Consider the following 21864-nt stretch of genomic DNA (forward strand, 5'->3'; position numbering starts at 1 on the left):
TAATATATGAAGAAGTTAAAATTTTTAGAGAAAGTTGTCTTCTTCGTTAATTCTGTTGTGGCCTTTTTATTGTTGCTTTCTTACGTATTACCGCATGTGCCACCAAAAACATTTGCCACATTATCTGTACTAAGTTTAGGCGTACCTTTTCTAATACTACTCAATGTTTTGTTTTTTGTGTATTGGCTATTTAAAATAAAAAAGCAACTGATGTTGTCTTTGGTTGTAATTTCTATCGGTTATTTTTTATTCGGGTCTTTATATAAGTTTTCTAATTGGGAAGAAGACGAAACAGATAGTTTATCTGTGATGAACTATAATGTGCGTTTATTTAACCTTTATGATTGGATTCCTGAAAAAGGGATTCCTGAAAAGTTAGTCGACTTTGTTAAAAAAGAAAACCCGCAAATTTTAAGTATTCAAGAGTATCATAAACAAGCCGATGTCGATTTTTCGTTTTATAAATATAAATACGAAAAGTTAGAGGGTAACAAGATTAAAATGGGACAGGCTATTTTCTCTCAGTTTCCAATTATTAACTCTGGATCTGTTGCTTTTCCTAATACAGCAAACAACGCTATTTTTGCTGATATTGTAAAAGGCAAGGATACGGTTAGGATTTATAATTTACACTTGCAATCGCTGCGTATTGATCCTAGAGTGCAAAGTTTAACAACGGAGAATTCTGAAAAACTAATAAACGGAATAGGAGAGACGTTTAAACTACAGCAAAGTCAAGCCAAACTATTTTTAGAGCACAAAAATAAAAGCCCATACAAGGTTATTATCTGTGGCGATTTTAATAATTCTGCATTTTCATACGTTTATAAGACTATTAAAGCAGACATGAAAGATGCTTTTAAGCAACAAGGTAACGGTTTTGGGCGTACGTATAACTTCAAGTTTTTTCCAGTGCGTATAGACTTTCTATTAATAGATAAATCTTACAGTGTCGATAGTTTTAAAACTTATGATGTGGAGTATTCTGATCATTTTCCAATCATGACCAAAGTGTCTTTCTAATTTACATTAACCAACAATCGGTAGTATCTGCAAGGATATGAATAACTAATCCAAGACCTACTAATCTGGTTTTTTTTGGTATAAGTAAAGCAACGTATACTGCTATAGCGTAATAGCTATGTAACGGATGGAAGTTAATACTACATCTGTTAGCTGAGAAAATGGGTGAGGCTAATAAATGGTCAAGATCTATTAGCATCCCTAAAACCATAATTATATAAGCTTTCTTCCAAGTGCCTTTAAAAAATAGTAATGCTATTATTAGTGGTAGACCAAAGTGAATTCCGTAGTGTAAAAATGGTCTAATCATTTAAGGTAATTGTTGCGCTTCTAAATAACTTAGGGCATTAGTCCCTTCATTAAAAAGCAAATCTAAAATACTTAAGTTACTAATATAACCGTGTTTGATACTAAAAACTTGTGTATATGATTCTAATGTTAGTTGTTGCTCTTGTCTAGCATTTGCTAAAGCTCTATAGTCTTTTAGACCTACAGGTGCTTTTTCATACTCAGACGTGTACTTTACAGGCACATCTAACTGTAAACAATCTAAAACAACCTGAAAGCATTTGATATTATGATCAAATATAGATGCTGATGGAGTTGTAAAAAGCGGTTTAAGCTCGTCTTCATAAAACTCGAAAAAAGGAGAGGTTTTATATGCGGATTCTAAGCTTTTCCACTGAATTAATTGCCATTTTTCTGTATCACTAATTTTGACATCTTTGTATAGTTGGCGCTCTTTGTGTGTGTGTATTACTGGGACACTTAATTTTAGTTTTCCATTAGCACCATAAATGTAAGAACGGTTTCTGTAGGTTTGTTTCTGAAAATTATCAAACATTTCAAAGGTCACACTATCCGCTTGTGCGATAGCTACAAATTGTGCTATGCTTGGGAAGTATGTCGGATGTAATAGAATGTTCATTTTTAAATAGAATGTTTAAACCCTCAGTTTCGCAGTCATGCTAACTAATATATTGTTTAAGCGTTTTTACGTTTTTTAAATTTATTGTATCCAAAAATTAGTCCTAATAGCACTAAAAAAGGAATAAAGTAAGACGTTAACTTGCCTTCACCACCAACGGTTGTAAATAGTCTTTCCCAACGTATTTTATTAATACCTTTTCCATTGGTATCATAACTCATCCATACAAAAACAGGTTTTCCAACTACGTGATCAAAAGGAACAAATCCCCACATTCTAGCATCCTGAGAGTTGTGTCTGTTATCTCCCATCATCCAGTAGTAATCTTGTTTAAACGTATAAGAATCTACAACGTCTCCGTTAATTGAAATTTGGTTACCGTTAACCTTAAGTGTATTACCTTCATATACCGTTATGGCACGTTTATAAAGTGGTAAATTTTCTATAGTTAATGCAACAGTCTTACCCGCTTCAGGAATGTAAATAGGACCAAAGTTGTCTCTGTTCCAAGTATAACCTGGTGTGTTAGGAAAAATGTTTTCTGTAGTGCTAGAAGATAGTTGTTTAGTAATTTCTTTAACGTAAGGATCGTTACGCATCGCAGACGCTAGGTCATCGGTCATATTTGCATATACCGCATTACTTTCAATGGACATGCCCATTATTTTCATAAACTCATTTTCTGCACTTCCTAAAAGGATTGTTTTTACAGAATCTTGTTTTATAACTTCAAACTGATACCCTTTTGCTCTAACTAAATTTTGAACTTTGTCATCATTCCATCTAGCAGTACTTATACTTTTTACTTGTCCCCATTCAGTAAGTTTGTACTGATCAATAAATTCTTGATTTAAAGGTGTATTAGTTTCAACTAAATTAAAAAATTGAAGCTTAGCTCTGTCTGGTAATTCATTTTTAACACCGTCAATATAAACGTAACCATCTTTAATAGATAGGTTATCTCCAGGTAATCCAACACAACGCTTTACGTAGTTGGTTTTTTTGTCAATAGGTTTATGACGGACTGCTCCGTATGGTTTGTTAATTTCTACTAAAGTATCTACAGGCCAGTTAAACACAACAATATCATTACGTTTTATATCTTGAAATGCAGGTAATCTGAATTTTGGTAACTGCGGAAATTTAAAATAAGAAGGGGTTGTTGTACCAGGAATGGCATCATGTATCATCGGGACAGCAACCGTAGTTTGTGGCGCTCTAGGTCCATAATGTAGTTTGCTTACCAATAAAAAGTCGCCGACTAATAATGTTTTTTCTAAAGAAGAACTTGGTATAAGAAAAGGTTGTATAATATACGTGTGTACAATGGTAGCCGCAACAATAGCAAATAAAATAGAGCTAACCCAATCTCCTAATTCTGTTCTTGGTTGTAAATCTCTGTCTTTTTTATGCGTAACATCCGTTGCTACATAGTTTAAATAAAAGCTGTAAAATCCGAAGGTAAAAATAGCAAGGAATGTATCTAATGCCGAATTCTTACCATAGCTTCTAGCAATCTCAACCCAAACAACAGGGAATAAAATAAGATTTACTATTGGTAAAAATAATAGAATGGTCCACCACCAAGGTCTATTAATAATTTTCATTAATATTACAGCATTGTAAACAGGTACAAAGGCTTCCCATGCTTGTCTATCCGCTTTTTTATATAATTTCCACGTGGCTAATCCATGTAAAAATTGAATAACTAAGAAAAAGATAATCCACTGTGTAACGTCCATAGTTGTAATAATTATTGTCTATTGATAAGTTGATTGTTGCAAATGTTGTTAAATTTATTAAAGTTACCCAATATTTAACACATCTTTCATAGTAAATACACCCGTTTTATCCGCTAACCACTCAGCAGCTATCACAGCACCTAAAGCAAAACCTTCTCTATTATGAGCTTCGTGTTCTATTTTAATAGTATCAATCGGACTGGTGTAGCTTATAATATGTGTTCCAGGTACTTCAGGAATACGTTTTGCTATAATCGGAATGTTTTTGTCTGAGGCAGTATCCAATTGCCAATCTTGATACGCGGAATTGTTTTTAATAATACCTTCTGCTAAAGTAATTGCAGTACCACTTGGTGCATCAAGTTTTTGGGTGTGGTGTATTTCTTCTATATCAAGCTTGTAATCGTTAAGCTTGGCCATCATTTTGGCTAAAGTTTCGTTTAATTCAAAAAATATATTAACCCCTAAACTAAAGTTAGAAGCATAAATAAAGGCTCCTTTTTGTTTTTCGCAAAGCGAAACAATGTCGTCGTATTGCTCTAACCAACCCGTTGTACCAGAAATTACAGGCACTTGATTGTTAAGGCAATTGCTAATATTATTATAAGCTGCTGATGGTACGCTAAAATCTATAGCGACATCTGCATCGTTTATATTGTAATCTGAGTCTCGAGAGGTTTTAATTACTATGGTGTGTCCACGTTGTAAAGCAATAGTTTCTATTGCTTTACCCATTTTACCATAGCCTAGTAAAGCGATTTTCATGAGTGTATTAAAATTGGAAATTTAAAGATAGTCCAACACGTCCTTTATTATCAAATTCTTCAATTTGATAATGCGGTCGTAAACTTAAGTCGTCGTTGATGTTATACTGCAATAAATGCGCATCTACGTTGGCATCAATAATGTTTAGTGCGTATAAACCAACGGTAACAAGTAAGGATAATTCTTTATTACGTCTGTAGTTTTTTTGTGCTTCTCTTAGCGCATCATCAGTTAGTCTGTCTTGAAATTCGTCATCCGTAAATCCAGCCAAACGTCTTTTGTAAGCATCTCTAACACGATTGTATTGTTTGTTGTTGTCAAGGTAAAAATAGATACCTGTTCCTAAAGCAGCATATACAATAGGAATTTTCCAATATTTTCCATTATAAGCTTGTCCTAAACCTGGTAATATTGCCGAGTAAAATGCAGCTCTAGACGGTGCTAAAGGATCGTAAGCTTTTTGTGGTTTTAATACAGTAGAATCTATGATAACTGGTTTAGCAGCTTTCTTTTTTTTCTTTTGCTTTAATACTTTAGTAACGTCTTCTGTTTGTTGTGTACTATCTGTTTTTTTGACAGTAGTTTCCTCTTGAGCAAAAGATAATGCACAAAATAAACAGAATATAATACAAACAAAATAGGGCTTATTTACCACCTTCAACTAGCTTTTTGATACGGTTAAAATCTTCTTCAGAATGGAACGGAATTGTTATTTTCCCTTTACCATTATTGGATACTTTAACGTCTATTTTATGCCCAAAGTATTCTGAAAAAGAGCTAATCCCTTTTTTAACATATTTTGGCAATTCTTCTGTTTCCTTTTTAGCTGGCACTTTTACTTCTTTGGTTGTGTTGTAGTTACGTACCAAAGTTTCTGTGTCTCTAACAGATAATTTTTCGCTTAAAATAGTTTCGTATATATCTAATTGTACGTTTTGATCTTCAATATTTATAATAGCACGACCATGTCCCATAGATAAAAAACCATCGCGCATACCCGTTTGGATAATTGGATCTAGTTTTAATAAACGCAAATAGTTAGCAATTGTACTACGTTTTTTACCAACACGCTCGCTCATTTGCTCTTGCGTTAACTGGATTTCGTCAATTAAACGTTGGTATGATAATGCTATTTCAATTGGGTCTAAGTCTTGACGTTGGATATTTTCCACCAAAGCCATTTCAAGACTTTCTTGATCATTCGCAATCCTAATGTAAGCAGGGATTGTTTTTAATCCAATTAATTTTGAAGCACGAAAACGACGCTCTCCAGAGACTAATTGGTAATCTTCAAATCCTAATTTTCTTACGGTAATAGGTTGTATAACACCTAATTCTTTAATAGAAGAGGCTAACTCGCGTAATGTTTCTTCGTTAAAATTGGTACGTGGTTGAAACGGGTTCATTTCAATCGAATCCAAATCCAACTCTACAATATTACCTATTACTTTGTCTGCATTTTTATCCTTTGCAGATTGTATATCATTTTCTGGGTCTTTCAATAATGCAGAAAGTCCGCGTCCTAAAGCCTGTTTTTTAACTGCTTTCGCCATAAATTAGGAGTTTTTTGTAATAATTTCTTTCGCTAAACTTAAATAATTGCTGGCACCTTTACTAGACGCATCATAATTTATAATGCTTTCTCCATAACTTGGTGCTTCACTTAACTTGACGTTACGTTGTATAATGGTTGTAAAAACCATATCGTTAAAATGCTTTTGCACTTCTTCTACAACTTGGTTTGATAAGCGTAAACGCGAATCGTACATGGTTAGTAATAAGCCTTCAATATCTAAATCTGGATTGTGTATTTTTTGTACACTTTTTACTGTGTTTAGTAATTTTCCAAGACCCTCTAATGCAAAATACTCGCATTGGATTGGTATAATTACAGCATCTGCAGCAGTTAACGCATTTAAGGTTAATAGGCCTAAAGATGGTGCACAGTCAATTAATATATAATCGTAGTCGTCTTTAATTTCTTGTAATGCTTTTTTAAGCATGTATTCGCGTTGTTCCTTATCTACAAGTTCTATCTCAATAGCAACTAAATCTATATGCGATGGAATTATATCTAAGTTAGGCGTTTCTGTTTTTAAAATGGCCTCTCTAGCTGTATTGGTATGCTCTAGTAATTGGTAGGTGCCAACTTCTACGGTCTCTACATCTATACCTAAACCTGAGGTTGCATTAGCTTGTGGGTCTGCGTCAATTAAAAGTACTTTTTTTTCTAAAACACCTAGTGATGCTGCTAAGTTAACAGAGGTTGTTGTTTTTCCAACGCCTCCTTTTTGATTGGCAATTGCTATTATTTTACCCATTAATTTAAATTGATTTTAATGAAAATTTAGCTTTTAACTAAAGCTAAAAGTCCAGCGTAAAAATACAATTAATTATGAGGAATAAAAACCTTAGTTGTTAACATTAGGATAAATCAAAACGATACAAATCTTAAAACCTTTATTATGCTATATTTTTATGTTTAGTTAGTCTCGTTACGGTTTGACTTGTAATGCTTTATAATTGGTGTTGTAAATGAAGATGAAAATAGGGATTATTGTAGTTCTATTTAAATTTATATAACAATAGAGCCGGATTTTAATATGTAGGCTAGAACTATCAATTAATTAGATGCTGGGTTTTTAGTAGTTTTTCCAAAATCAAATGTTTTAAATAATGCTCCATCTCTATTGATTATCTGAAATTCATTTTCATTCCATTTGGTTTTATACAAATTGTTATGAAAGTCGTAAATTCTATTTTTTAATAGATGTTTTTCTAAAATTTTAGTTCCACTTTTATTGACTAGTTTAATATGTGCATTTTCTCCATTTTGGTCAATTCTATAAATTATAGAAACTCTCAAATCACGTTTCTTATTCCACTTAGATAGTTTTTTATCCTCTGTTTCATATACAAATCCATGCTCACTTATTTTATGCGTAATGGTAAGTAAAATTTTCGCTTTTTCAGTGTTGTTCTTTAAAGTGTCAGATATTACCTTTTGAAGTATTTTTAAGATGACTTTGTTTTTTTCGTATTGGCTTAAATTAAAATAATTGTCAAAATTAAATGCGCCAATAGTGTATTGAGAAAATCCAACTGCTGTTACTTTATATGTGTTATCTGGAATTTTAGATGTAATTCTAATATTTAATTTTCCAATGCCGTCAAATGTGAATTTATTTGGAATTAGATACTAAAAGATGTCTTGAACAACTTTGGTGGTTTTATTAAAGTCTAATTTTGTAAATCCATTTGAAAATTCTTGCGAAAATTCACTTTCAATACTTATGTCTGTTAAATATTTTGCCATTTTCTCAAATTACTTGCGGTATTATTTATGATTGCGCTGTATGTTTTAAGTATTAAATTTAATAAATAAAAAATGAATAGAAAATTGGCTGCGCTTTATTGAATAGCACAAAAGGCTTGTAAAGTAATGTTATTCCCGTCTCATTTGGTTAAATCCGCTAATTTCTATAATAGCTAGGATAACGTCATCTTGATCAGACTTTTTAGACCATCCTTTTTCTGCTAATAGTGCTCTAACTTCGCTTTCTGATTTTTCCATTTCAAAAAGGTAAATAGCATACTCCAATACTTTTTCTGGGATTTTTTCTATTATAGTTTTTGAAGACGAAATATAAATTTGACTAATCGCTATTAAAAACGGAAATACCATCTGAAAAATATAACTTAAGATCAATCCAATCCAACCTGTATTTAAACTTTTGATGCTTAAACCATTTTCTATACGCAATCGCATAAACTCAAAAAAGCCAAGTCCTGTAAAATTGTTTTCAGAAATTATTATTTGGTATTGCGTAAATTGATTGGTTATAAACATTACAACCACTATTGCGCCAAGTATAATATTTGTGATACTAAAGTCTAAATAGTTGGTGCTTTTTAAAACTTGACTGAATAAATATCCGATGCCTAATCCTAGACCCAATTCATAAACTCCGATAAAATAAGTGAAATGTACGGTTAGAAAGGCAACGATAACACCAAATAAAATGGCAATAATCATTCCGCCTAATAGTGTTAACATCAAATTTGGTGGTCTTGTTACTTTGGGGTTAGGTAACTCTGATGGTATTTTATAATCTGCCCAACTATTTTCGTTTTCTAATTTGGTTTTTAACTCATCTAACTTTCCAGTCTGTTGATATTCTGTAGCCAATTTTTTAAAAAGGGCAATAAAAAGACCGGTTCTTTTAGAGTTATTTCCAAAATCAATAAAATTGCCTTGTAGTGTTTTGCTATGCACCTCAATCCTTCCTGATGCGTTTTTTGTGACTGTTATCTTCTCTGTTAATTTATTCTAATCGTTTTTTCTTTTGGCTTCAATAGTTGTTTTGTTACTGTAAACAATAGGCCATTCTAGTTTTTCAAAAACTTCAATAATTAATGGGATTATTTGATTGTTTTCAATGTCTGTTTTGAATGTTTCTTTAAAATCAGGCTTGTATTTAAAACTGTATTTTCTTTTAATTGTAGACTGTAAGTTTTCGTATTTTGCGTTCATTAACGTAGTACTGGATTGGTTTTAGTTTATGATTAGTGGTGTGTTTACGCAACTAATTTCGCAAAAATGAAATTAGCTAGAGGGAATTCCGTAGGAATTTTACAGATCAGCACTTACTACAGCCATTAATTATACACGGTCTTGTGGTTAGTATTTATTTCGTTTTATAATAATCTAAACGTTCACAATCCATACAAAATCTATCTTTAAGGAATATTCCAGTTCCAAATCCAGAAGAGTGTAAAGTCATTCCGAAGTTTTTAATATAAATTATTCCCTTAATATTCTTATTGGAAGAATTTCGAATTTTTAATTTTTCCGATACAATTAGTTCTTTGTTTTTAAATAAAAAACAACTGTCGTTTTTTATTTTTATCAAATTTACATCTGCGTATTTATCATTATAAATTGGTTTTAAACGATATGTACCGCTAAATTCAGAAACGATTTGGTTGTAACTGTTCAAATTCGAAATCGTTTGGATTCTATCCCAAATGTAAATATCGAATATCTCATTTTCTCCTAAAAGATTTTTGTATTCAGGAATCAGAGTTGAGTCAGATTCAGTTTGGGTTTCCTGTTCCAATAACTTTGTGAAATTCATTCCAACATTGTTTTCTGTTTTAGAAATTAATTCAGTCAGCGAATCATTTTCTTTTTCTAGAATTTCTTTTTTAGCAGTTAGTTTTTCTTCATTATGGTTACAAGAAGAAACTATAATTATAAATACAAGTAGGAAAGTTTTTTTCATAGTTTGAGTTTTTTATATTAACCACAACGTGCTTGTGCATGACTTAGTATGCGTGATTAAGTAACTAAATTAATAAATAATAACTAACGATTAGCGAAAATCGACAGAATTTTGCGACACGTATAAAACAAGCATGTTAATTTTATACATAGTGGGCAACAGGCTTTTCTATTTCAAAATGTTCCAACCAAGCCAGCGGTTTAGTTAATTTATGTTTATTAAATTCTAAATGTATTACTCGTCTTTTCTTTCCGTTTGTTGTTCTATTTGAAGCATGTAATGTCAAAGGTTTCATTAGCATTGCTCCGCCTTTTTTTACTTCACAAACAAATTCGCTATCTATGTTCCAATCTTTAGAGTCAGCACGAACTATTCCTTTTAAATGAGATTTTGGAATTACTTTTAACGCTCCGTTATTTTTGTTCGTTTTGTCTAAATGAATTCGAATTGTTATTGTGTCTTGTAAAATCTCAATAGGTGGTTGCACTGCGTGTTGTCCTTTTTTAAAAGTCCAATTCAAATAATTTTTTGAATCTGCTTTTTTATCAACCGATATGCTCAAATCTTGGTGGTAAGCAACAAACCAATTTGATTCGGTTGGTTTATCAAAATAAATGGCTTTTGTCAAGAAATATTTGGATTCTGAAAGGTCAGAAATTAATTCAGTCAGTTTTTTGTTAAACAACAAATTACTTAATTCAGGTACATTTTTGATTAATTGTCTAATCGCAAATAAATCCTTTGTTTTCATAAACGAATTCCCGTCCTGTTCAGTATTTTCGATACAAGCTAAAATTTCACTTATTTCGTTGTCCGAATATAAGTGAGCTAAAACGGTAAACCCATTTTCTTCAAGTTCTATTTTGTTTCTTGCGTAGTTCATTTTTTAAGCTTGTTGAGAACGTTGTTGTTTATGATTAGTGGTGTATTTACGCAACTAATTTTGTGAAAATGAAATTAGCTAGAGGGAATTTCGCAGGAATTTTCCAGATCAGCACTTGCTACAGCAATTAATTATACACGGTCTTGTAAACCGTTTTTATTTTCCTTTTCTCGACAGAATATTTTGGCAATAATTACCACGCGATTTGAATTCCCGTTTAACAATTCAGGTTAGTTTCATATGCGCAAGATATTATGCTAATTAAATTCTGCTTGCATTAATCCACTAGTAAGTTTCTCAAGTTCCTCTTGCAAGTCTCCAGTGTCAAATAATACTGTTACATCATATTTTAAAGAAAATTCAGTGCTTTTATCTCTAAATAGAATACTTAATTCCATTGGCATATTTCTTCCTTCAATAGTAAGTGTTGTGCCTGATTTATTTAATATACTGACATTTTTATCTTCTTTGATGTAATGGAAATCATGTCCATTGAAATATGTGATACACTTTTTCTTGTCTAGTGCTTGATTAATTATTAAGGTACTCGGTTTCATATTTCAATTTATATATATGTAAGATTAAATCTATTTAATTATTAATTTTACCATAATTATGATTGTTGTGATATGGTTTACGAGGTGCTTATATAAAATTAGTTACGAGGTTTAAACAACTAACTTATCAAATACAAGCCAGCTAGATTCAAGCAATGGACAATACAAGTAGTTTCGTAACGTTTTTATTTTTCAAAATAATTTAAAACTTTGTATTCAATTTTTGTGTTTGAGGCATTAATAATTTCAATACGCATGCCACGAAAGCCAATAATTTTATTCTCTGATAAATCATACTGCACTTCTTGCGTAAAAGCAGGTCTTGCATAATCATTTATATATTCTCGATAAATGAATTTATGTGCATTACCAACACGACCATTATAAATAAATTCTTCTTTAAAATAATCTTTATTCTTTGAGCTTACATTTGTTTGAATATATTCTAATTGTTCTTTGGGTTTTATTAAGGTTAGACCATTATAACTTAATCCAGTTGAGTAAATTCCATCAATATCGCTTTTATAGTAAATTAATGGACTTTTATCACTTTTAGGAATAGCAACTCCAAATTCTGAATTAGTAGAACTACTATAAAAATCATATTCATTTGTGTTATATTGATTGATAAAGATTTTGCCTTCTTCAATTACTTTAAAAACGTCATCTAGTTTGATAGTAAATGCTTTTGTTAGTTTAATAGCATCATACTGATGACCTTTTTCTCTATAAATAACTCGGCTTCCAATTTCTACATTTTTTATTTCATTCAATTGGGGTATTACTTTTGTATACGTTTCAGGTTTTACAATATTTTTTTTAACTCCGCCACATGACATCAAAATCAATGAAGAAATGAAAAGTAATAATCTCATATTCATATTATTTTTTAAAAGTTGCATAACGTGATTGTGTTTTGTTAATTATGTGATTTAAATAACTAATTTAGCAAAAAAATCACAGATAGAAAGTCCGCGAGGACTTTTGTAAGTAGGCTATAACCAGCAATGAATTATACACGGTGTTGGCATTTCGTTATTTTTATTCAGACTTATTCTTATTCGGCTTAATTCCGTTTGCAGTTTTTCCAGCGTTTGAGTGAATTCGGTTAGCGATTTTTTCGCAAACTTTTTCAATTCCGATTGAGTGAGAAATTCCGCAACTTACTAAATTCCGCATTCAATTCGTGTTTTGTTTTTCAGTTCAGTTTCCGATTCTGCAAACGAGCTAAAAGTCAAACGTTTTGTATTAAATGCAATTTTCAATTCTGACTTTAAACTACTTTTCCTATAATTAACTATTTAATTTTTTGTTTTCTTTACTTTTCCTAACAAAAAAACCAACCCAACTTGCAATAAAAACAATTAGAATAAACCATAACCAAAGGTTTCCATTTAATAATTCAGTTCTATCTTCTGCATTTTTTAAACTTCCAATTGCAATAACTGTCATTGTTATTGGTCTTAAAATGTCATATTTTTCATTTTTAACGGTTCTGCCCAATGAATGCCCACGGTTTTGTGTATGAAAAGATGCGTTTTTGTATGCGAGGATTTTCCGCAGGAAAATCAGACGAAACAAAAGCGCAACTAACTTTATTTAAGCACTAATTTAGCATTTTTTTATACACGGTGTTAGCCACTGGTTTTATTCTTTTCAACGTATTTTTTTACTTTCGGAATTTTCAAATAATCTTCGTCATCTAAATACTGACATATTTGATAAGAATCAATTTCAGTCAATCTTTCCAATAGTTCTAATTTCTCTTTATTATTTAATTTTCCAGAATAAATAAATTCAAAAAGTCCCTCTGCTAGTTTTTGTTCAGCGTCAATATTCTTTTCGGTTTTTAACTGTTCAATTATCTTCTCAATTCCGATTTTCAAGGTTTTTAGTTCAAAATCAGAAATATCAAATTCAAGAAAATTACAAAGAATTTAGGAAGCAAACTCTTTTGTTTTTTCGTCTTCAGATTGAATATCTCTTATTAGACGATTAAAAAAGTCAATCTTTGAAACTTTTCTCCGAAAGAAATATTTTCTGCTTTTATTCGCTCAATTATTTTCTCATTGTCGAAACTTACTGAGTATTTTTCAATGAAATTTTCAGTACTCCAACTATTCAATTCAAGTGTAATTCCTGTTTTTTCAGAATTAACTAATTTGAATTTATGTCCGATTAATTTGTCGTTCATTTTGAGTTCTGATTGGTATTTGCACCTAACGTGCTTGTGCATGACTTAGTATGCGTTGTTAAGTCAACTAAATTAATAAATAAATCACAGATAGAATATTCCGCAGGAATGTTCGTAAGTCGGCAGTGACCAAGCAATTAATTATACACGGTGTTACCTGTAGTTTTTATTTTTTCAATCGTTTGTCAAACCATTCAATTACCATTTCGTTTAATTCTATTTTATATTCTGTAAAATAATGGTCAGTCTCAAATTTCCTTAACTCAAAGTCATATTGGATTTCTTTTAATTTGGTCGCTATCTTTTCAGCTTGTTTTGGGTTCACTCGTTTGTCGTTAGTTCCACATAATATTAAAAGACTACTATTTTTATCTAATTCGTCTGTCCAATAAATTACCGAACGTTTTTTTAATTCCGATTCTTTATTTTTCCAATATTCAGGAATGCACTCTGCAAATACATTCGTTTCCATTTTCGGTCTGAATTCAGTTGTATCAAATAAATCAGAAGCTCCATTTCCGACAATAGCTGTTTTTATTTTGTCCGATTTCTGAAGAGACAAATAAGTCATCATTCCGCCTCTCGACCAGCCAAACATTCCAATACAATTCGAGTTTGCTTTTTCAATGTCTTTTACTGTTTCGGTCAAATTCAGAACGTCATTAATTTCAGTACCTCCAAATTCATCTTTTTCTCGATAATTACTTCCGATTATCACATAACCTTGTTCTGCTAATTTTGAAGTGTACATTATCATTGTGGCAACTGTTAATCTTCCAAAATCTCGGTTTCCACCACGATTAAAAATCACAACTGGATATTTTCCTTGACTTTTAGGTTCAATTAATAAACCTCGAACTTTCAGGCTATCACTTTGGTAAGTAATGAAATAGAAATCCAAGTTGTTTAAATGTTCAAAATTTGGTTTCAATTCATTGTCTTGGGAAATCCTATCCCAAATTGGTGTTTTGGAAATATCAACCAATTTTTTCGAGAGTAATTTTCCGTTTTGAGCAAATCCAAAACTTATAAATAGTAAAAAAAAGATAGTTGTTATAACTCTGTTCATAGGGATATTAAATTATACAGGTAACGGAATTTTGTAAGGTTGGTTGGGGTTTAAGTGACTAAGTTAGCAAATAAAACACAAATAGAATATTCCGCAGGAATGTTCGTAAGTCGGCATTGACCAAGCAATTAATTATACAATGTGTTGTGTAATATTTTTTTTATCAGACAGTTTATCAATTTCTTCGGTCAATCTTTCAATCAGAATAAAGATATTCGACAAACTATGTTTATCTCGACGATCAATTCTACAATTATAGATCAGATATTTTCCTTTAAGTTCAAAACTTGCTTTTCTGCATTTGAGTAAGTTTAACGATAATGGGCTTGTCAGTAAAAAATCAGAAATATTACTAGCCTTTCCTGATAAGTTGTAATTATCATATCGCGCAATTAAACTTATTAATGATGCTTTTTTTATTAAACAATGAGTGAATTCAGAGTGTAAATCGGATTTTCGAGATTTTATATTAAGGTCAATCCGTTTAGAATTCCAAATTGAGTCAATTTCTAAAGTCCAGTTTTCAGAGTTCTCAATGATGGTTTTATTCCCTTCTGGAAATAAACTCATTTCTGTTATAAGTAAATCGGGAAGTTTATGAAATTCAGTCAAATGTTTGTTTTTCAAATGTTACACAACGTTTATGTATATGGAAAGTTGCGATTTTGTGAACGAGGAATTTCCAGCGGAAATTCAGAAGTTTACAAAATCGCAACAAGTTTTAAATTAAGCTAAATATAGCAATTTTCTATACATGGGGTTGTAGCACGTTTTTTTATTCAGTCGTGTTTTTTTCGACAACTAAAGTTTTCGTTATTTTATCGTATAAATTCTGATTTTTTTCATCCCATAATATCCAAATACTTGGAATAAGCAAGAATCCAAGTACGTGTTTTAAACCTTCTCTAATTGCTCCTTTTTCAGGTTCATTATAATCTTTTCCTGTTTCTTCTGAAATCACTTTTAAATTAAATATTCTGTGTCCTAAATTTCCGATAAATATTGGGTAAAATATTGCTCCAATAATTATTCCTGTCACTAAAGAGTAAACTATATCTAAAAATTCAAAGTCACTGTCTAAATCATTCCAAAATTCAGAAGCAGATTTTCCCATAATTAGATAAAATCCTAAAATAATAATTCCAAAAATTATTCCTTCAAGTATAGTCGCAATTAATCTTTTTCCTTTTGAAGCTAATTTGTATCCGTGTGTTTGTGTTTCGTTCATTTTATTCTTTTTAAGCGTTTTTTTTGTTAATGTGCTACAACTAGTCATACAATCACTCACATTCCTCATATTCCTGTTTTAATAATGGATAAGATTACTTTTAGTTCCAGTTGAGTAACTAAACTATAAATAAAAAGTGTAATTAATTGGTTTGCTTGTTTTAACGAAGTTAATTTTTTAATATTAATTCCCGAATGATTTTAAATAAAATTACCGAGCAGTTATTAACAAAACGGTTTATAATTATAACGCATAAAAAAAGTGCAAGCTATACTGGCTTACACTTTTAAGGTTTTGTTTAATAATTGGGAGTTATTTGTTTAACCCCTTCATAAAACTTCTGATCTTTTCAATAATGGCTTCGCCATCTTCCTCTAAAGCAAAATGCCCTGTATTGTAGATGTTATAATCAATGTTTTTAACATCCTTTTTAAATGCTTCGGCACCACTTTCCGGAAAAAAGGCATCGTTTTTACCCCAAACTATTAACAGTGGTGGTTGATTGTCTCTTAAGTATTGTTGCCATTCTGGGTATAGTTTTATATTGTTTTGGTAATCGTAAAATAAATCGATGTTTACTTTATGTGCATTGGGTCTAGATAGTCTTAAATAATCTAAGTGCCAGGTGTCCGGATTTACGTTTTCTGGATTTCGGGTTCCGTGTGTGTATTGCCATTCCAAACCTTGTAGCGTAAAAGCGGGTAGGAGGGCGTCTTCTGTAGTTTTAGTTCGGTTAGCCCATAATAGTCGTGTGTCTGCCCAAGCATCTCCTAAACCGGCTTTATATGCGTTTCCATTCTGATTAATTATAGCTGTAATTTTTTCTGGATGTGCGGTTGCTATTCTGAAGCCAATAGGTGCACCGTAATCTTGGATCATTATGGCGTAAGATTGTAATCCCTTTAATTCTAAAAAGGTATCTATTGTTGTTGCAATATTGTCAAAAGTGTAGTCGTAGTCTGTGGACAACGGAAAATCACTATTTCCAAATCCAGGATAGTCTGGTGCTATTAAATGGAAGTCGGTTGATAAGGTGTTTAGTACTTTTCTGTATTGGTGTGAGGAGGATGGGAAACCATGCAGTAGTACAATGGTCGGTTTGTCAGGATTTCCGGCTTCGCGATACGCAATTGTTACGCCATTAACGTCTAGTTTTTTATAGGTTGTGGTTTCCGTTTTGGTAGTTTTGCTTGTAATGGTGTTGTTTTTTGTAGTGGTGTCTGTATGACATCCAAATAGTAAAAGAATTAGGTAAAGTGTTATTGCTTTTTTCATGGTATTATTATTTAAATTAGTTAATTACCGACCATTCGGTAAAATAATGTTTTAATTTTTTTTAGGTGTTTAAATAGTTGTTTTCAATGTTTTGCATGGTGGTTTCAAAAATAGAGGCATCGTGTAATCCTTTAGTAAGTATTAAACTACCTTGAATATCTATTAAGGTTTGTAGTGCTTTTTTTTCTGCTACAGCAGGCGTTAGGTTTAATTGTATACCAATTTCAGTAAAGGCATTAAGCCATTCGGTAAGGCCCTCTTTGACATGTTGTTCAAATAATTCTAATCCTGCTTGCATAGAAAAGGCACGTATAATACAGGTTTCTTCTCCTTGATTATAAAAGACACGGATTTGAGATAGTGCTTGTTGTAATCTTATTTTTGGACTATAATTATCATCTTTTAAAACGGACACTATATTATCCTTAACCCATTGGTCTATATGAGAAAGTACTGCTTCCGCCATTTCTTGTTTTCCGTTTGGAAACCTATGGTATAAACTCGCTTTTTTTAAACCCGTAATATCCGCTAGATCTTTTAAACTAGCACCTTCATAACCTTTAGCGCGAAACACGCTGGCTAATCCAATTAACATATCTATGTCCAATACTTTTTGTGGTCTCATGCTGCAAATATATAATAAAATATTTAATTACCTAACAATCGGTAAAATACTAAATTAGGGTGTTTTTTATAAATGTGTGGTATAAAGTGTGTCTTTGATTGTTTGCTTGGTTTATAATGTGATCTAACAAATAATAACCGCATAGATAGTGCGTGAAAACTTTAAAAACAGGTTAGAAATAGTAATGAATTATAAGCGTTGTTGTAAAACATTTATTAGTATGCTTTTTCTTTTTTCACATCACCATTTTCGGAATAGGTTTTCCATAAACCTTTCTTCTTTCCATTAACTCTCTGACCTTCCTTGTGTAAATAATAAACACCCAATTTTTTCGAACATTTATATAGTTTAACATGTTTTTTGAAGTTTATATGCTTTTCAGAATTGAAAAATGCATTTAGGTCCGATGCGTCTGAGTCAATTTCGGTAGTTAGAGATTCGATTGTTTTATTTCCTAATAGGTCAAATCCTTTCCAACTGAGAATGTTGCCATATTTGTCCATTAAAGTTTCGCTCGCGATTTGTCCATTTTTGTAAAATTGAACTTGTTATCCAGAATAAGTAGAGTATTTCTCAGTATTATGTTCGTAGGTTGTTAGGGTGCTTATCCACCAAGCTTTTCCATTACCATAGTGTATAGTATCAGCTTTTGAATCGACTTCTTTTAATTCGCTTAAAATTTCCTCTAATCTTTCCGAATGTTGAGCAATTGTGAGATTATAGGTAAGAAGAATTATTATTACTAAAAAATGTTTCATTCAAATGTTGTGTAACGTTTTTGTAGATTGAAAGTTGTGAGTTTTTATGCTAGGGTTTTCCCCAGGTAAATAAGACGTAACAAAATGACAACTACCTTTGTTTAAGCTAAAATAGCAATTAATTTGTACATTGTTGTAAACAGTACTTTATTTCCATTTTGCCATTATTTCCGTCAAACCTTTTTCAATTCCGGTGTAATAATTTCCGTTTTTAAATTCAGGAATAATGGTTTGATCAAGTATATTTTTACAAATTTTGTCAGTCAAAATTTTTTCAGTTCCAAATCCTGTCGTAATTCTTATTTTTCTCAAATTTGTACTGAAAACAATAGACAGTCCATTGTCTTTTTCTTTTAAACCAATTCCGTTATAATTTGATAAATCAACCGCAAACTTGTCAAAATCCGAGTATTTCCCAATAGATTCTATTGAAACGATTGCTATTTGATTAGTTGTGTTTTTCTCAAATCCTCTAATCATTAAAGTCAATTTTTCCAATTGCTCCATAGTAAAGACAAATTCATAATCATTTACTTGTCTTTTCAGTTTAGGTAAATCGCTTTTGCCTAAATCATATGCAGAAAACTCAACTTTTGGTGCGTTTGTTTTCGGTTCTGTTTTTTCTATTTGTTTTGTTTTACAACTAGAAATAGTCAAAAAAACTATGAATATTATTTTTAAAATCGCTTTCATTCGTGCTATTTACAATGTGTTAGTGTATGGGAATTAGTAAATACATAACTGCCTTTTAATCAAGTTCTAAATCGTAATTATTTTTAAACGGTGTTAGGCAACGTTATTTTCTTTCCAATTATTAGTTTTAGCAATCAATTCTGGATATAGACAAGATGAGTTTCCATCTTGTGAAACCAAAATTTTAATTGAATCTCCTGTTGATTTATTATTTGTCAAAGCAAAATTATTAGTTCTCGATTTCGCAACGTTATTTCCATATTCATAATGCACATCCATTGAAGAACCAAATTTTGAAAATGTAAAACCTTTATTATGGCTTATTGAAACTATTTTACCCTCCATAATTCTGCCTGTTTTATATAATAAGATTTCTTTATTTATTCGTGAATATAGAAGATAGCAAAGAATTAGTCCAATTAGCAGAATAACTCCAGCTATATAATACATAAAATTCATATTAAAAGTGTATTGCTCAAATTCTGACGGTATTGATTGTCCGTTGAAATGTTTAATTGGAATAATATCTCCAATTTTTAAAATATCAGTTTTGTTAGGTTCAAATACACTAAACTTTGATTCTGTTTTTTGTCCATTAAAATCAAATTCATAGGTCAAGATTTGAGGATTATTTCCGTTAATACCAATATTGTTAATTCCTTTGATGTTTGTCAGAACAGCGTTTTCATTTTTTCCGTCAGATTGGATTTTTTCCACGTTTTTAACAAATGGGAAACTATCTCCCAATGCATTCATCATCAATCCCATTGGAAGAAAGAGTAATAATGCAAATGCAATTCCTTGAAATGCAAAAAGTAGTAATATTGGTCTAATTTTAGCTCTTTGCCAAATGGTTTTGAAGTTGGTTTTTCTATCTGTCAATGTCGTTTCTCTTTATGTTGCCTAACGGGATTGTGTATGGTTGTTTGCGTGATTCAAGCAACTAATTTAGTAAATAATTACTGAGCAAGAAAGTCCGCTAGGATTTTCAGAAGTAGGCGAGAACAAGCAATTACTTATAGCCATTGTTGTGGTTAGTGTTTAATTAATTTCATCAATAAATTTAACTTCTATTAAATCTAATCCATCTTTTTTAGCAGTTTTTTCTATAATATAATATTTTTTAAAAGGTTTCTTATTGAAGAATCTATATTTGGATGTGTTATCAAATTGATTTAACCAATCATAATCTTTTATATTTAGACCAATTGTATCTTGTTCTTTTAATTCTTTTATATTAAATGTGTCATTTTTTTTTATTGCATCAAAAAATATTTTATCGGCCATTTCGATATGATAAAAATATTTTTTTCTATTTTTAATTTTACCGTATATATACTTCATTGTATTATCATTATTCTCAAAATAAAAATAATAAGTTTCTTTATCATTTAGAATTGTCTGTTTATTAACCGAACAACTTAAAAGAAATATAAGGATTAAGATTAAATTAAAAACTTTCATAATTAATTACAATTAGGTGTTAGTGTTGAATTTACTCTTGTATAATTATAGCTAATATTATAATTCTCTGCATTGGTTTGGCAATTAATTATTTACGGTGTTATTAAATCGTTTAGTTTTCCTTCTCTAAATAATAACTATTCATTTAGCTCAAATATTAATGTTTCTTCATTGAAAATATAAATTATGTTGTTTTCCTTATTTTTCCAAATTTTAGAGTTTTCATCATATTCAGCATTTTTTTCTTCATTAATAAGATGTAGTTTATTATCCCTAATGATGAAATTGTAGTCCTGATTATTAGATGCGCCATCTGACGCAGAAAGAACATAGTCTTCATAATAATTTTTATTTTGAGATCTTATATATTCTTCAATATTTTCTTTATAATTCCAGCTTGTAGTTTTAAATGTACTTTTAAAATTAGTGGTGTTGAATATCTCAGTATATCTATGAATACCTTGGCCATAAAATTCAACATCTTTAAGTTCTAAAAAAGTAAAATTTTCTATTTGCCTAATTTTAGCTAATTCAACCTCTCCATCAGTACTATGGCCAATATCCAAATTATCAAATTGATTTAATAAAATCCATTTATTACTATTTTTCACAAATTTGAGAATGCTAAATTTTGCATTTCCATTTGTAGAAGTACCTACACCTCTTTCGTAATAATTCTCATACTTGTAAAGGGGATGATGACCAAATATAGCTATGGAGTATAGTTTGCCATCTAATTTATAATTTTCAATTTTATAGAATTCGATATCAAATAAATCATTGTTAATTTTATATCGACCTAAACTATCTGTTACATATTCATAAGGTTTAAAATATGTTTCTAATAGTTCTTTACTTTTTAATTCAGCAATCCCTTGTTTTTCATTTGATTTTACTGAAGGTTTACTTTCGCTAAAAAAAAACGAAACTTTGTTTTTTCCATTTACATCATTCCATTCCCCTCGATAGTCATTATTTATATAATCTCCAATAAATAAACCTGTTATCTCGTTATCGTTATTAAATTCGGATAGTCTTAATTTGTCTCCTTCTAATTGTCCTTTTAGTTTTATCTTTTTATTGTTAGTAGTTTCATAAGTAAATAAACCATTAAAAAAGTCCCCATCTTTTTTTAAGTCCATTTGAGCATCAAATTTTCCTATTTTCCCTTTTAATATTATATCTGTGTTTTGAGAAGTACTGTCACAGCTCGTTAAAATAAAAGTTAAAATAAGGATAGAGAGATAAATTTTTTTCATATTTGTTTTTTTATGTTTTCAAATGTTGTCGTGTATCAATTACATAATTACTGACTAAGAAATTCCGAGAGGATTTTCAGAAGTAGGCTAGAACCTAGCAATTAATTTTATAAGTT

Annotated in this window: 28 protein-coding genes; 1 reads left to right on the forward strand and 27 read right to left on the reverse strand. The window is 30.6% G+C overall.

The window, feature by feature from the left end:
• Window positions 1-6: 6 nt before the first annotated feature.
• Window positions 7-1023, forward strand: a complete 1017-nt coding sequence (locus tag ACZ2G2_RS10390) for an endonuclease/exonuclease/phosphatase family protein (protein ID WP_101203229.1) — start codon at window positions 7-9, stop codon at window positions 1021-1023.
• A gap of 1 nt (window position 1024) precedes the next feature.
• Here the strand turns inward: ACZ2G2_RS10390 and ACZ2G2_RS10395 are convergent, their stop codons facing one another.
• The 27 genes from ACZ2G2_RS10395 to ACZ2G2_RS10525 form a co-directional block, all read right to left on the reverse strand.
• Window positions 1025-1333 (reverse strand): DUF6122 family protein, encoded by a 309-nt coding sequence (locus ACZ2G2_RS10395; RefSeq protein WP_090839880.1) that lies wholly within the window; start codon window positions 1331-1333, stop codon window positions 1025-1027.
• Window positions 1334-1951 carry a WbqC family protein gene (locus ACZ2G2_RS10400; RefSeq protein ID WP_470392040.1) on the reverse strand — a complete coding sequence of 206 codons (618 nt, stop codon included), beginning with the start codon at window positions 1949-1951 and terminating at the stop codon, window positions 1334-1336.
• Between the two features lie 56 nt (window positions 1952-2007).
• Window positions 2008-3693 carry a signal peptidase I gene (gene lepB, locus ACZ2G2_RS10405; RefSeq protein WP_470392041.1) on the reverse strand — a complete coding sequence of 562 codons (1686 nt, stop codon included), beginning with the start codon at window positions 3691-3693 and terminating at the stop codon, window positions 2008-2010.
• Between the two features lie 63 nt (window positions 3694-3756).
• Window positions 3757-4458 carry a 4-hydroxy-tetrahydrodipicolinate reductase gene (gene dapB, locus ACZ2G2_RS10410; protein WP_470392042.1) on the reverse strand — a complete coding sequence of 234 codons (702 nt, stop codon included), beginning with the start codon at window positions 4456-4458 and terminating at the stop codon, window positions 3757-3759.
• A gap of 7 nt (window positions 4459-4465) precedes the next feature.
• Window positions 4466-5113: a DUF5683 domain-containing protein gene (locus ACZ2G2_RS10415; protein ID WP_281847078.1), complete on the reverse strand. Its 648-nt coding sequence runs from the start codon at window positions 5111-5113 to the stop codon at window positions 4466-4468.
• Window positions 5103-6011 (reverse strand): ParB/RepB/Spo0J family partition protein, encoded by a 909-nt coding sequence (locus ACZ2G2_RS10420; RefSeq protein WP_090839868.1) that lies wholly within the window; start codon window positions 6009-6011, stop codon window positions 5103-5105. Before ACZ2G2_RS10420 ends, ACZ2G2_RS10415 begins: the two co-directional genes overlap by 11 nt.
• 3 nt (window positions 6012-6014) lie before the next feature.
• A complete protein-coding gene (locus ACZ2G2_RS10425) occupies window positions 6015-6779 on the reverse strand; it encodes a ParA family protein (RefSeq protein WP_470392043.1) in 765 nt (254 codons plus the stop codon).
• Between the two features lie 302 nt (window positions 6780-7081).
• On the reverse strand, window positions 7082-7324 hold the full coding sequence (locus ACZ2G2_RS10430) for a hypothetical protein (protein ID WP_470392044.1): 243 nt from the start codon (window positions 7322-7324) through the stop codon (window positions 7082-7084).
• Between the two features lie 579 nt (window positions 7325-7903).
• Window positions 7904-8647: a hypothetical protein gene (locus ACZ2G2_RS10435; RefSeq protein ID WP_470392045.1), complete on the reverse strand. Its 744-nt coding sequence runs from the start codon at window positions 8645-8647 to the stop codon at window positions 7904-7906.
• Window positions 8648-8788: 141 nt separating this feature from the next.
• Window positions 8789-8992, reverse strand: a complete 204-nt coding sequence (locus tag ACZ2G2_RS10440) for a hypothetical protein (protein ID WP_470392046.1) — start codon at window positions 8990-8992, stop codon at window positions 8789-8791.
• A 154-nt stretch (window positions 8993-9146) separates the two neighbouring features.
• On the reverse strand, window positions 9147-9743 hold the full coding sequence (locus ACZ2G2_RS10445) for a hypothetical protein (protein WP_101203222.1): 597 nt from the start codon (window positions 9741-9743) through the stop codon (window positions 9147-9149).
• Between the two features lie 142 nt (window positions 9744-9885).
• Window positions 9886-10626 carry a phytanoyl-CoA dioxygenase family protein gene (locus ACZ2G2_RS10450; RefSeq protein ID WP_470392047.1) on the reverse strand — a complete coding sequence of 247 codons (741 nt, stop codon included), beginning with the start codon at window positions 10624-10626 and terminating at the stop codon, window positions 9886-9888.
• A 257-nt stretch (window positions 10627-10883) separates the two neighbouring features.
• Window positions 10884-11183, reverse strand: a complete 300-nt coding sequence (locus ACZ2G2_RS10455) for a hypothetical protein (RefSeq protein ID WP_470392048.1) — start codon at window positions 11181-11183, stop codon at window positions 10884-10886.
• 185 nt (window positions 11184-11368) lie between these two features.
• Window positions 11369-12085 (reverse strand): hypothetical protein, encoded by a 717-nt coding sequence (locus tag ACZ2G2_RS10460; RefSeq protein WP_245741126.1) that lies wholly within the window; start codon window positions 12083-12085, stop codon window positions 11369-11371.
• A 139-nt stretch (window positions 12086-12224) separates the two neighbouring features.
• On the reverse strand, window positions 12225-12362 hold the full coding sequence (locus tag ACZ2G2_RS10465) for a hypothetical protein (RefSeq protein ID WP_470392049.1): 138 nt from the start codon (window positions 12360-12362) through the stop codon (window positions 12225-12227).
• Between the two features lie 114 nt (window positions 12363-12476).
• The gene (locus ACZ2G2_RS10470; protein WP_470392050.1) at window positions 12477-12635 is read right to left on the reverse strand and encodes a hypothetical protein; all 159 of its coding nucleotides are present in this window, start codon (window positions 12633-12635) and stop codon (window positions 12477-12479) included.
• 182 nt (window positions 12636-12817) lie between these two features.
• A complete protein-coding gene (locus tag ACZ2G2_RS10475; RefSeq protein WP_470392051.1) occupies window positions 12818-13069 on the reverse strand; it encodes a hypothetical protein in 252 nt (83 codons plus the stop codon).
• Window positions 13070-13543: 474 nt separating this feature from the next.
• Window positions 13544-14446, reverse strand: coding sequence for an alpha/beta hydrolase family protein (locus ACZ2G2_RS10480; protein WP_470392052.1), 903 nt, complete (start codon window positions 14444-14446; stop codon window positions 13544-13546).
• A 132-nt stretch (window positions 14447-14578) separates the two neighbouring features.
• On the reverse strand, window positions 14579-15073 hold the full coding sequence (locus ACZ2G2_RS10485) for a hypothetical protein (RefSeq protein ID WP_470392053.1): 495 nt from the start codon (window positions 15071-15073) through the stop codon (window positions 14579-14581).
• 148 nt (window positions 15074-15221) lie between these two features.
• Entirely contained in the window at window positions 15222-15674 is a 453-nt protein-coding gene (locus tag ACZ2G2_RS10490; protein ID WP_470392054.1) for an RDD family protein, read from the reverse strand.
• A 312-nt stretch (window positions 15675-15986) separates the two neighbouring features.
• Complete coding sequence (locus ACZ2G2_RS10495; protein WP_470392055.1) at window positions 15987-16949, reverse strand: alpha/beta fold hydrolase; 963 nt, start codon at window positions 16947-16949, stop codon at window positions 15987-15989.
• 61 nt (window positions 16950-17010) lie between these two features.
• Window positions 17011-17574: a TetR/AcrR family transcriptional regulator gene (locus ACZ2G2_RS10500; protein ID WP_470392056.1), complete on the reverse strand. Its 564-nt coding sequence runs from the start codon at window positions 17572-17574 to the stop codon at window positions 17011-17013.
• Window positions 17575-18122: 548 nt separating this feature from the next.
• Window positions 18123-18332 carry a hypothetical protein gene (locus ACZ2G2_RS10505; protein WP_470392057.1) on the reverse strand — a complete coding sequence of 70 codons (210 nt, stop codon included), beginning with the start codon at window positions 18330-18332 and terminating at the stop codon, window positions 18123-18125.
• 147 nt (window positions 18333-18479) lie between these two features.
• Window positions 18480-19025 (reverse strand): TPM domain-containing protein, encoded by a 546-nt coding sequence (locus ACZ2G2_RS10510; RefSeq protein WP_470392058.1) that lies wholly within the window; start codon window positions 19023-19025, stop codon window positions 18480-18482.
• Window positions 19026-19118: 93 nt separating this feature from the next.
• Entirely contained in the window at window positions 19119-19907 is a 789-nt protein-coding gene (locus ACZ2G2_RS10515; protein ID WP_470392059.1) for a hypothetical protein, read from the reverse strand.
• A 159-nt stretch (window positions 19908-20066) separates the two neighbouring features.
• Window positions 20067-20369: a hypothetical protein gene (locus ACZ2G2_RS10520; RefSeq protein WP_470392060.1), complete on the reverse strand. Its 303-nt coding sequence runs from the start codon at window positions 20367-20369 to the stop codon at window positions 20067-20069.
• 257 nt (window positions 20370-20626) lie between these two features.
• Window positions 20627-21748: a hypothetical protein gene (locus ACZ2G2_RS10525; protein WP_470392061.1), complete on the reverse strand. Its 1122-nt coding sequence runs from the start codon at window positions 21746-21748 to the stop codon at window positions 20627-20629.
• Between the last annotated feature and the right edge of the window lie 116 nt (window positions 21749-21864).

This window comes from Olleya sp. KKT75 (assembly GCF_055635485.1).

Bases quoted from the DNA above. Each gene is read 5' to 3' on its own strand.
- ACZ2G2_RS10390 (WP_101203229.1), top strand. From the start codon at position 7: ATGAAGAAGTTAAAATTTTTAGAGAAAGTTGTCTTCTTCGTTAATTCT.
- ACZ2G2_RS10395 (WP_090839880.1), bottom strand. From the start codon at position 1,333: ATGATTAGACCATTTTTACACTACGGAATTCACTTTGGTCTACCACTA.
- ACZ2G2_RS10400 (WP_470392040.1), bottom strand. From the start codon at position 1,951: ATGAACATTCTATTACATCCGACATACTTCCCAAGCATAGCACAATTT.
- lepB (WP_470392041.1), bottom strand. From the start codon at position 3,693: ATGGACGTTACACAGTGGATTATCTTTTTCTTAGTTATTCAATTTTTA.
- dapB (WP_470392042.1), bottom strand. From the start codon at position 4,458: ATGAAAATCGCTTTACTAGGCTATGGTAAAATGGGTAAAGCAATAGAA.
- ACZ2G2_RS10420 (WP_090839868.1), bottom strand. From the start codon at position 6,011: ATGGCGAAAGCAGTTAAAAAACAGGCTTTAGGACGCGGACTTTCTGCA.
- ACZ2G2_RS10425 (WP_470392043.1), bottom strand. From the start codon at position 6,779: ATGGGTAAAATAATAGCAATTGCCAATCAAAAAGGAGGCGTTGGAAAA.
- ACZ2G2_RS10440 (WP_470392046.1), bottom strand. From the start codon at position 8,992: ATGAACGCAAAATACGAAAACTTACAGTCTACAATTAAAAGAAAATAC.
- ACZ2G2_RS10445 (WP_101203222.1), bottom strand. From the start codon at position 9,743: ATGAAAAAAACTTTCCTACTTGTATTTATAATTATAGTTTCTTCTTGT.
- ACZ2G2_RS10450 (WP_470392047.1), bottom strand. From the start codon at position 10,626: ATGAACTACGCAAGAAACAAAATAGAACTTGAAGAAAATGGGTTTACC.
- ACZ2G2_RS10455 (WP_470392048.1), bottom strand. From the start codon at position 11,183: ATGAAACCGAGTACCTTAATAATTAATCAAGCACTAGACAAGAAAAAG.
- ACZ2G2_RS10460 (WP_245741126.1), bottom strand. From the start codon at position 12,085: ATGCAACTTTTAAAAAATAATATGAATATGAGATTATTACTTTTCATT.
- ACZ2G2_RS10465 (WP_470392049.1), bottom strand. From the start codon at position 12,362: ATGCGGAATTTAGTAAGTTGCGGAATTTCTCACTCAATCGGAATTGAA.
- ACZ2G2_RS10470 (WP_470392050.1), bottom strand. From the start codon at position 12,635: ATGACAGTTATTGCAATTGGAAGTTTAAAAAATGCAGAAGATAGAACT.
- ACZ2G2_RS10480 (WP_470392052.1), bottom strand. From the start codon at position 14,446: ATGAACAGAGTTATAACAACTATCTTTTTTTTACTATTTATAAGTTTT.
- ACZ2G2_RS10490 (WP_470392054.1), bottom strand. From the start codon at position 15,674: ATGAACGAAACACAAACACACGGATACAAATTAGCTTCAAAAGGAAAA.
- ACZ2G2_RS10495 (WP_470392055.1), bottom strand. From the start codon at position 16,949: ATGAAAAAAGCAATAACACTTTACCTAATTCTTTTACTATTTGGATGT.
- ACZ2G2_RS10500 (WP_470392056.1), bottom strand. From the start codon at position 17,574: ATGAGACCACAAAAAGTATTGGACATAGATATGTTAATTGGATTAGCC.
- ACZ2G2_RS10505 (WP_470392057.1), bottom strand. From the start codon at position 18,332: ATGAAACATTTTTTAGTAATAATAATTCTTCTTACCTATAATCTCACA.
- ACZ2G2_RS10510 (WP_470392058.1), bottom strand. From the start codon at position 19,025: ATGAAAGCGATTTTAAAAATAATATTCATAGTTTTTTTGACTATTTCT.
- ACZ2G2_RS10520 (WP_470392060.1), bottom strand. From the start codon at position 20,369: ATGAAGTATATATACGGTAAAATTAAAAATAGAAAAAAATATTTTTAT.
- ACZ2G2_RS10525 (WP_470392061.1), bottom strand. From the start codon at position 21,748: ATGAAAAAAATTTATCTCTCTATCCTTATTTTAACTTTTATTTTAACG.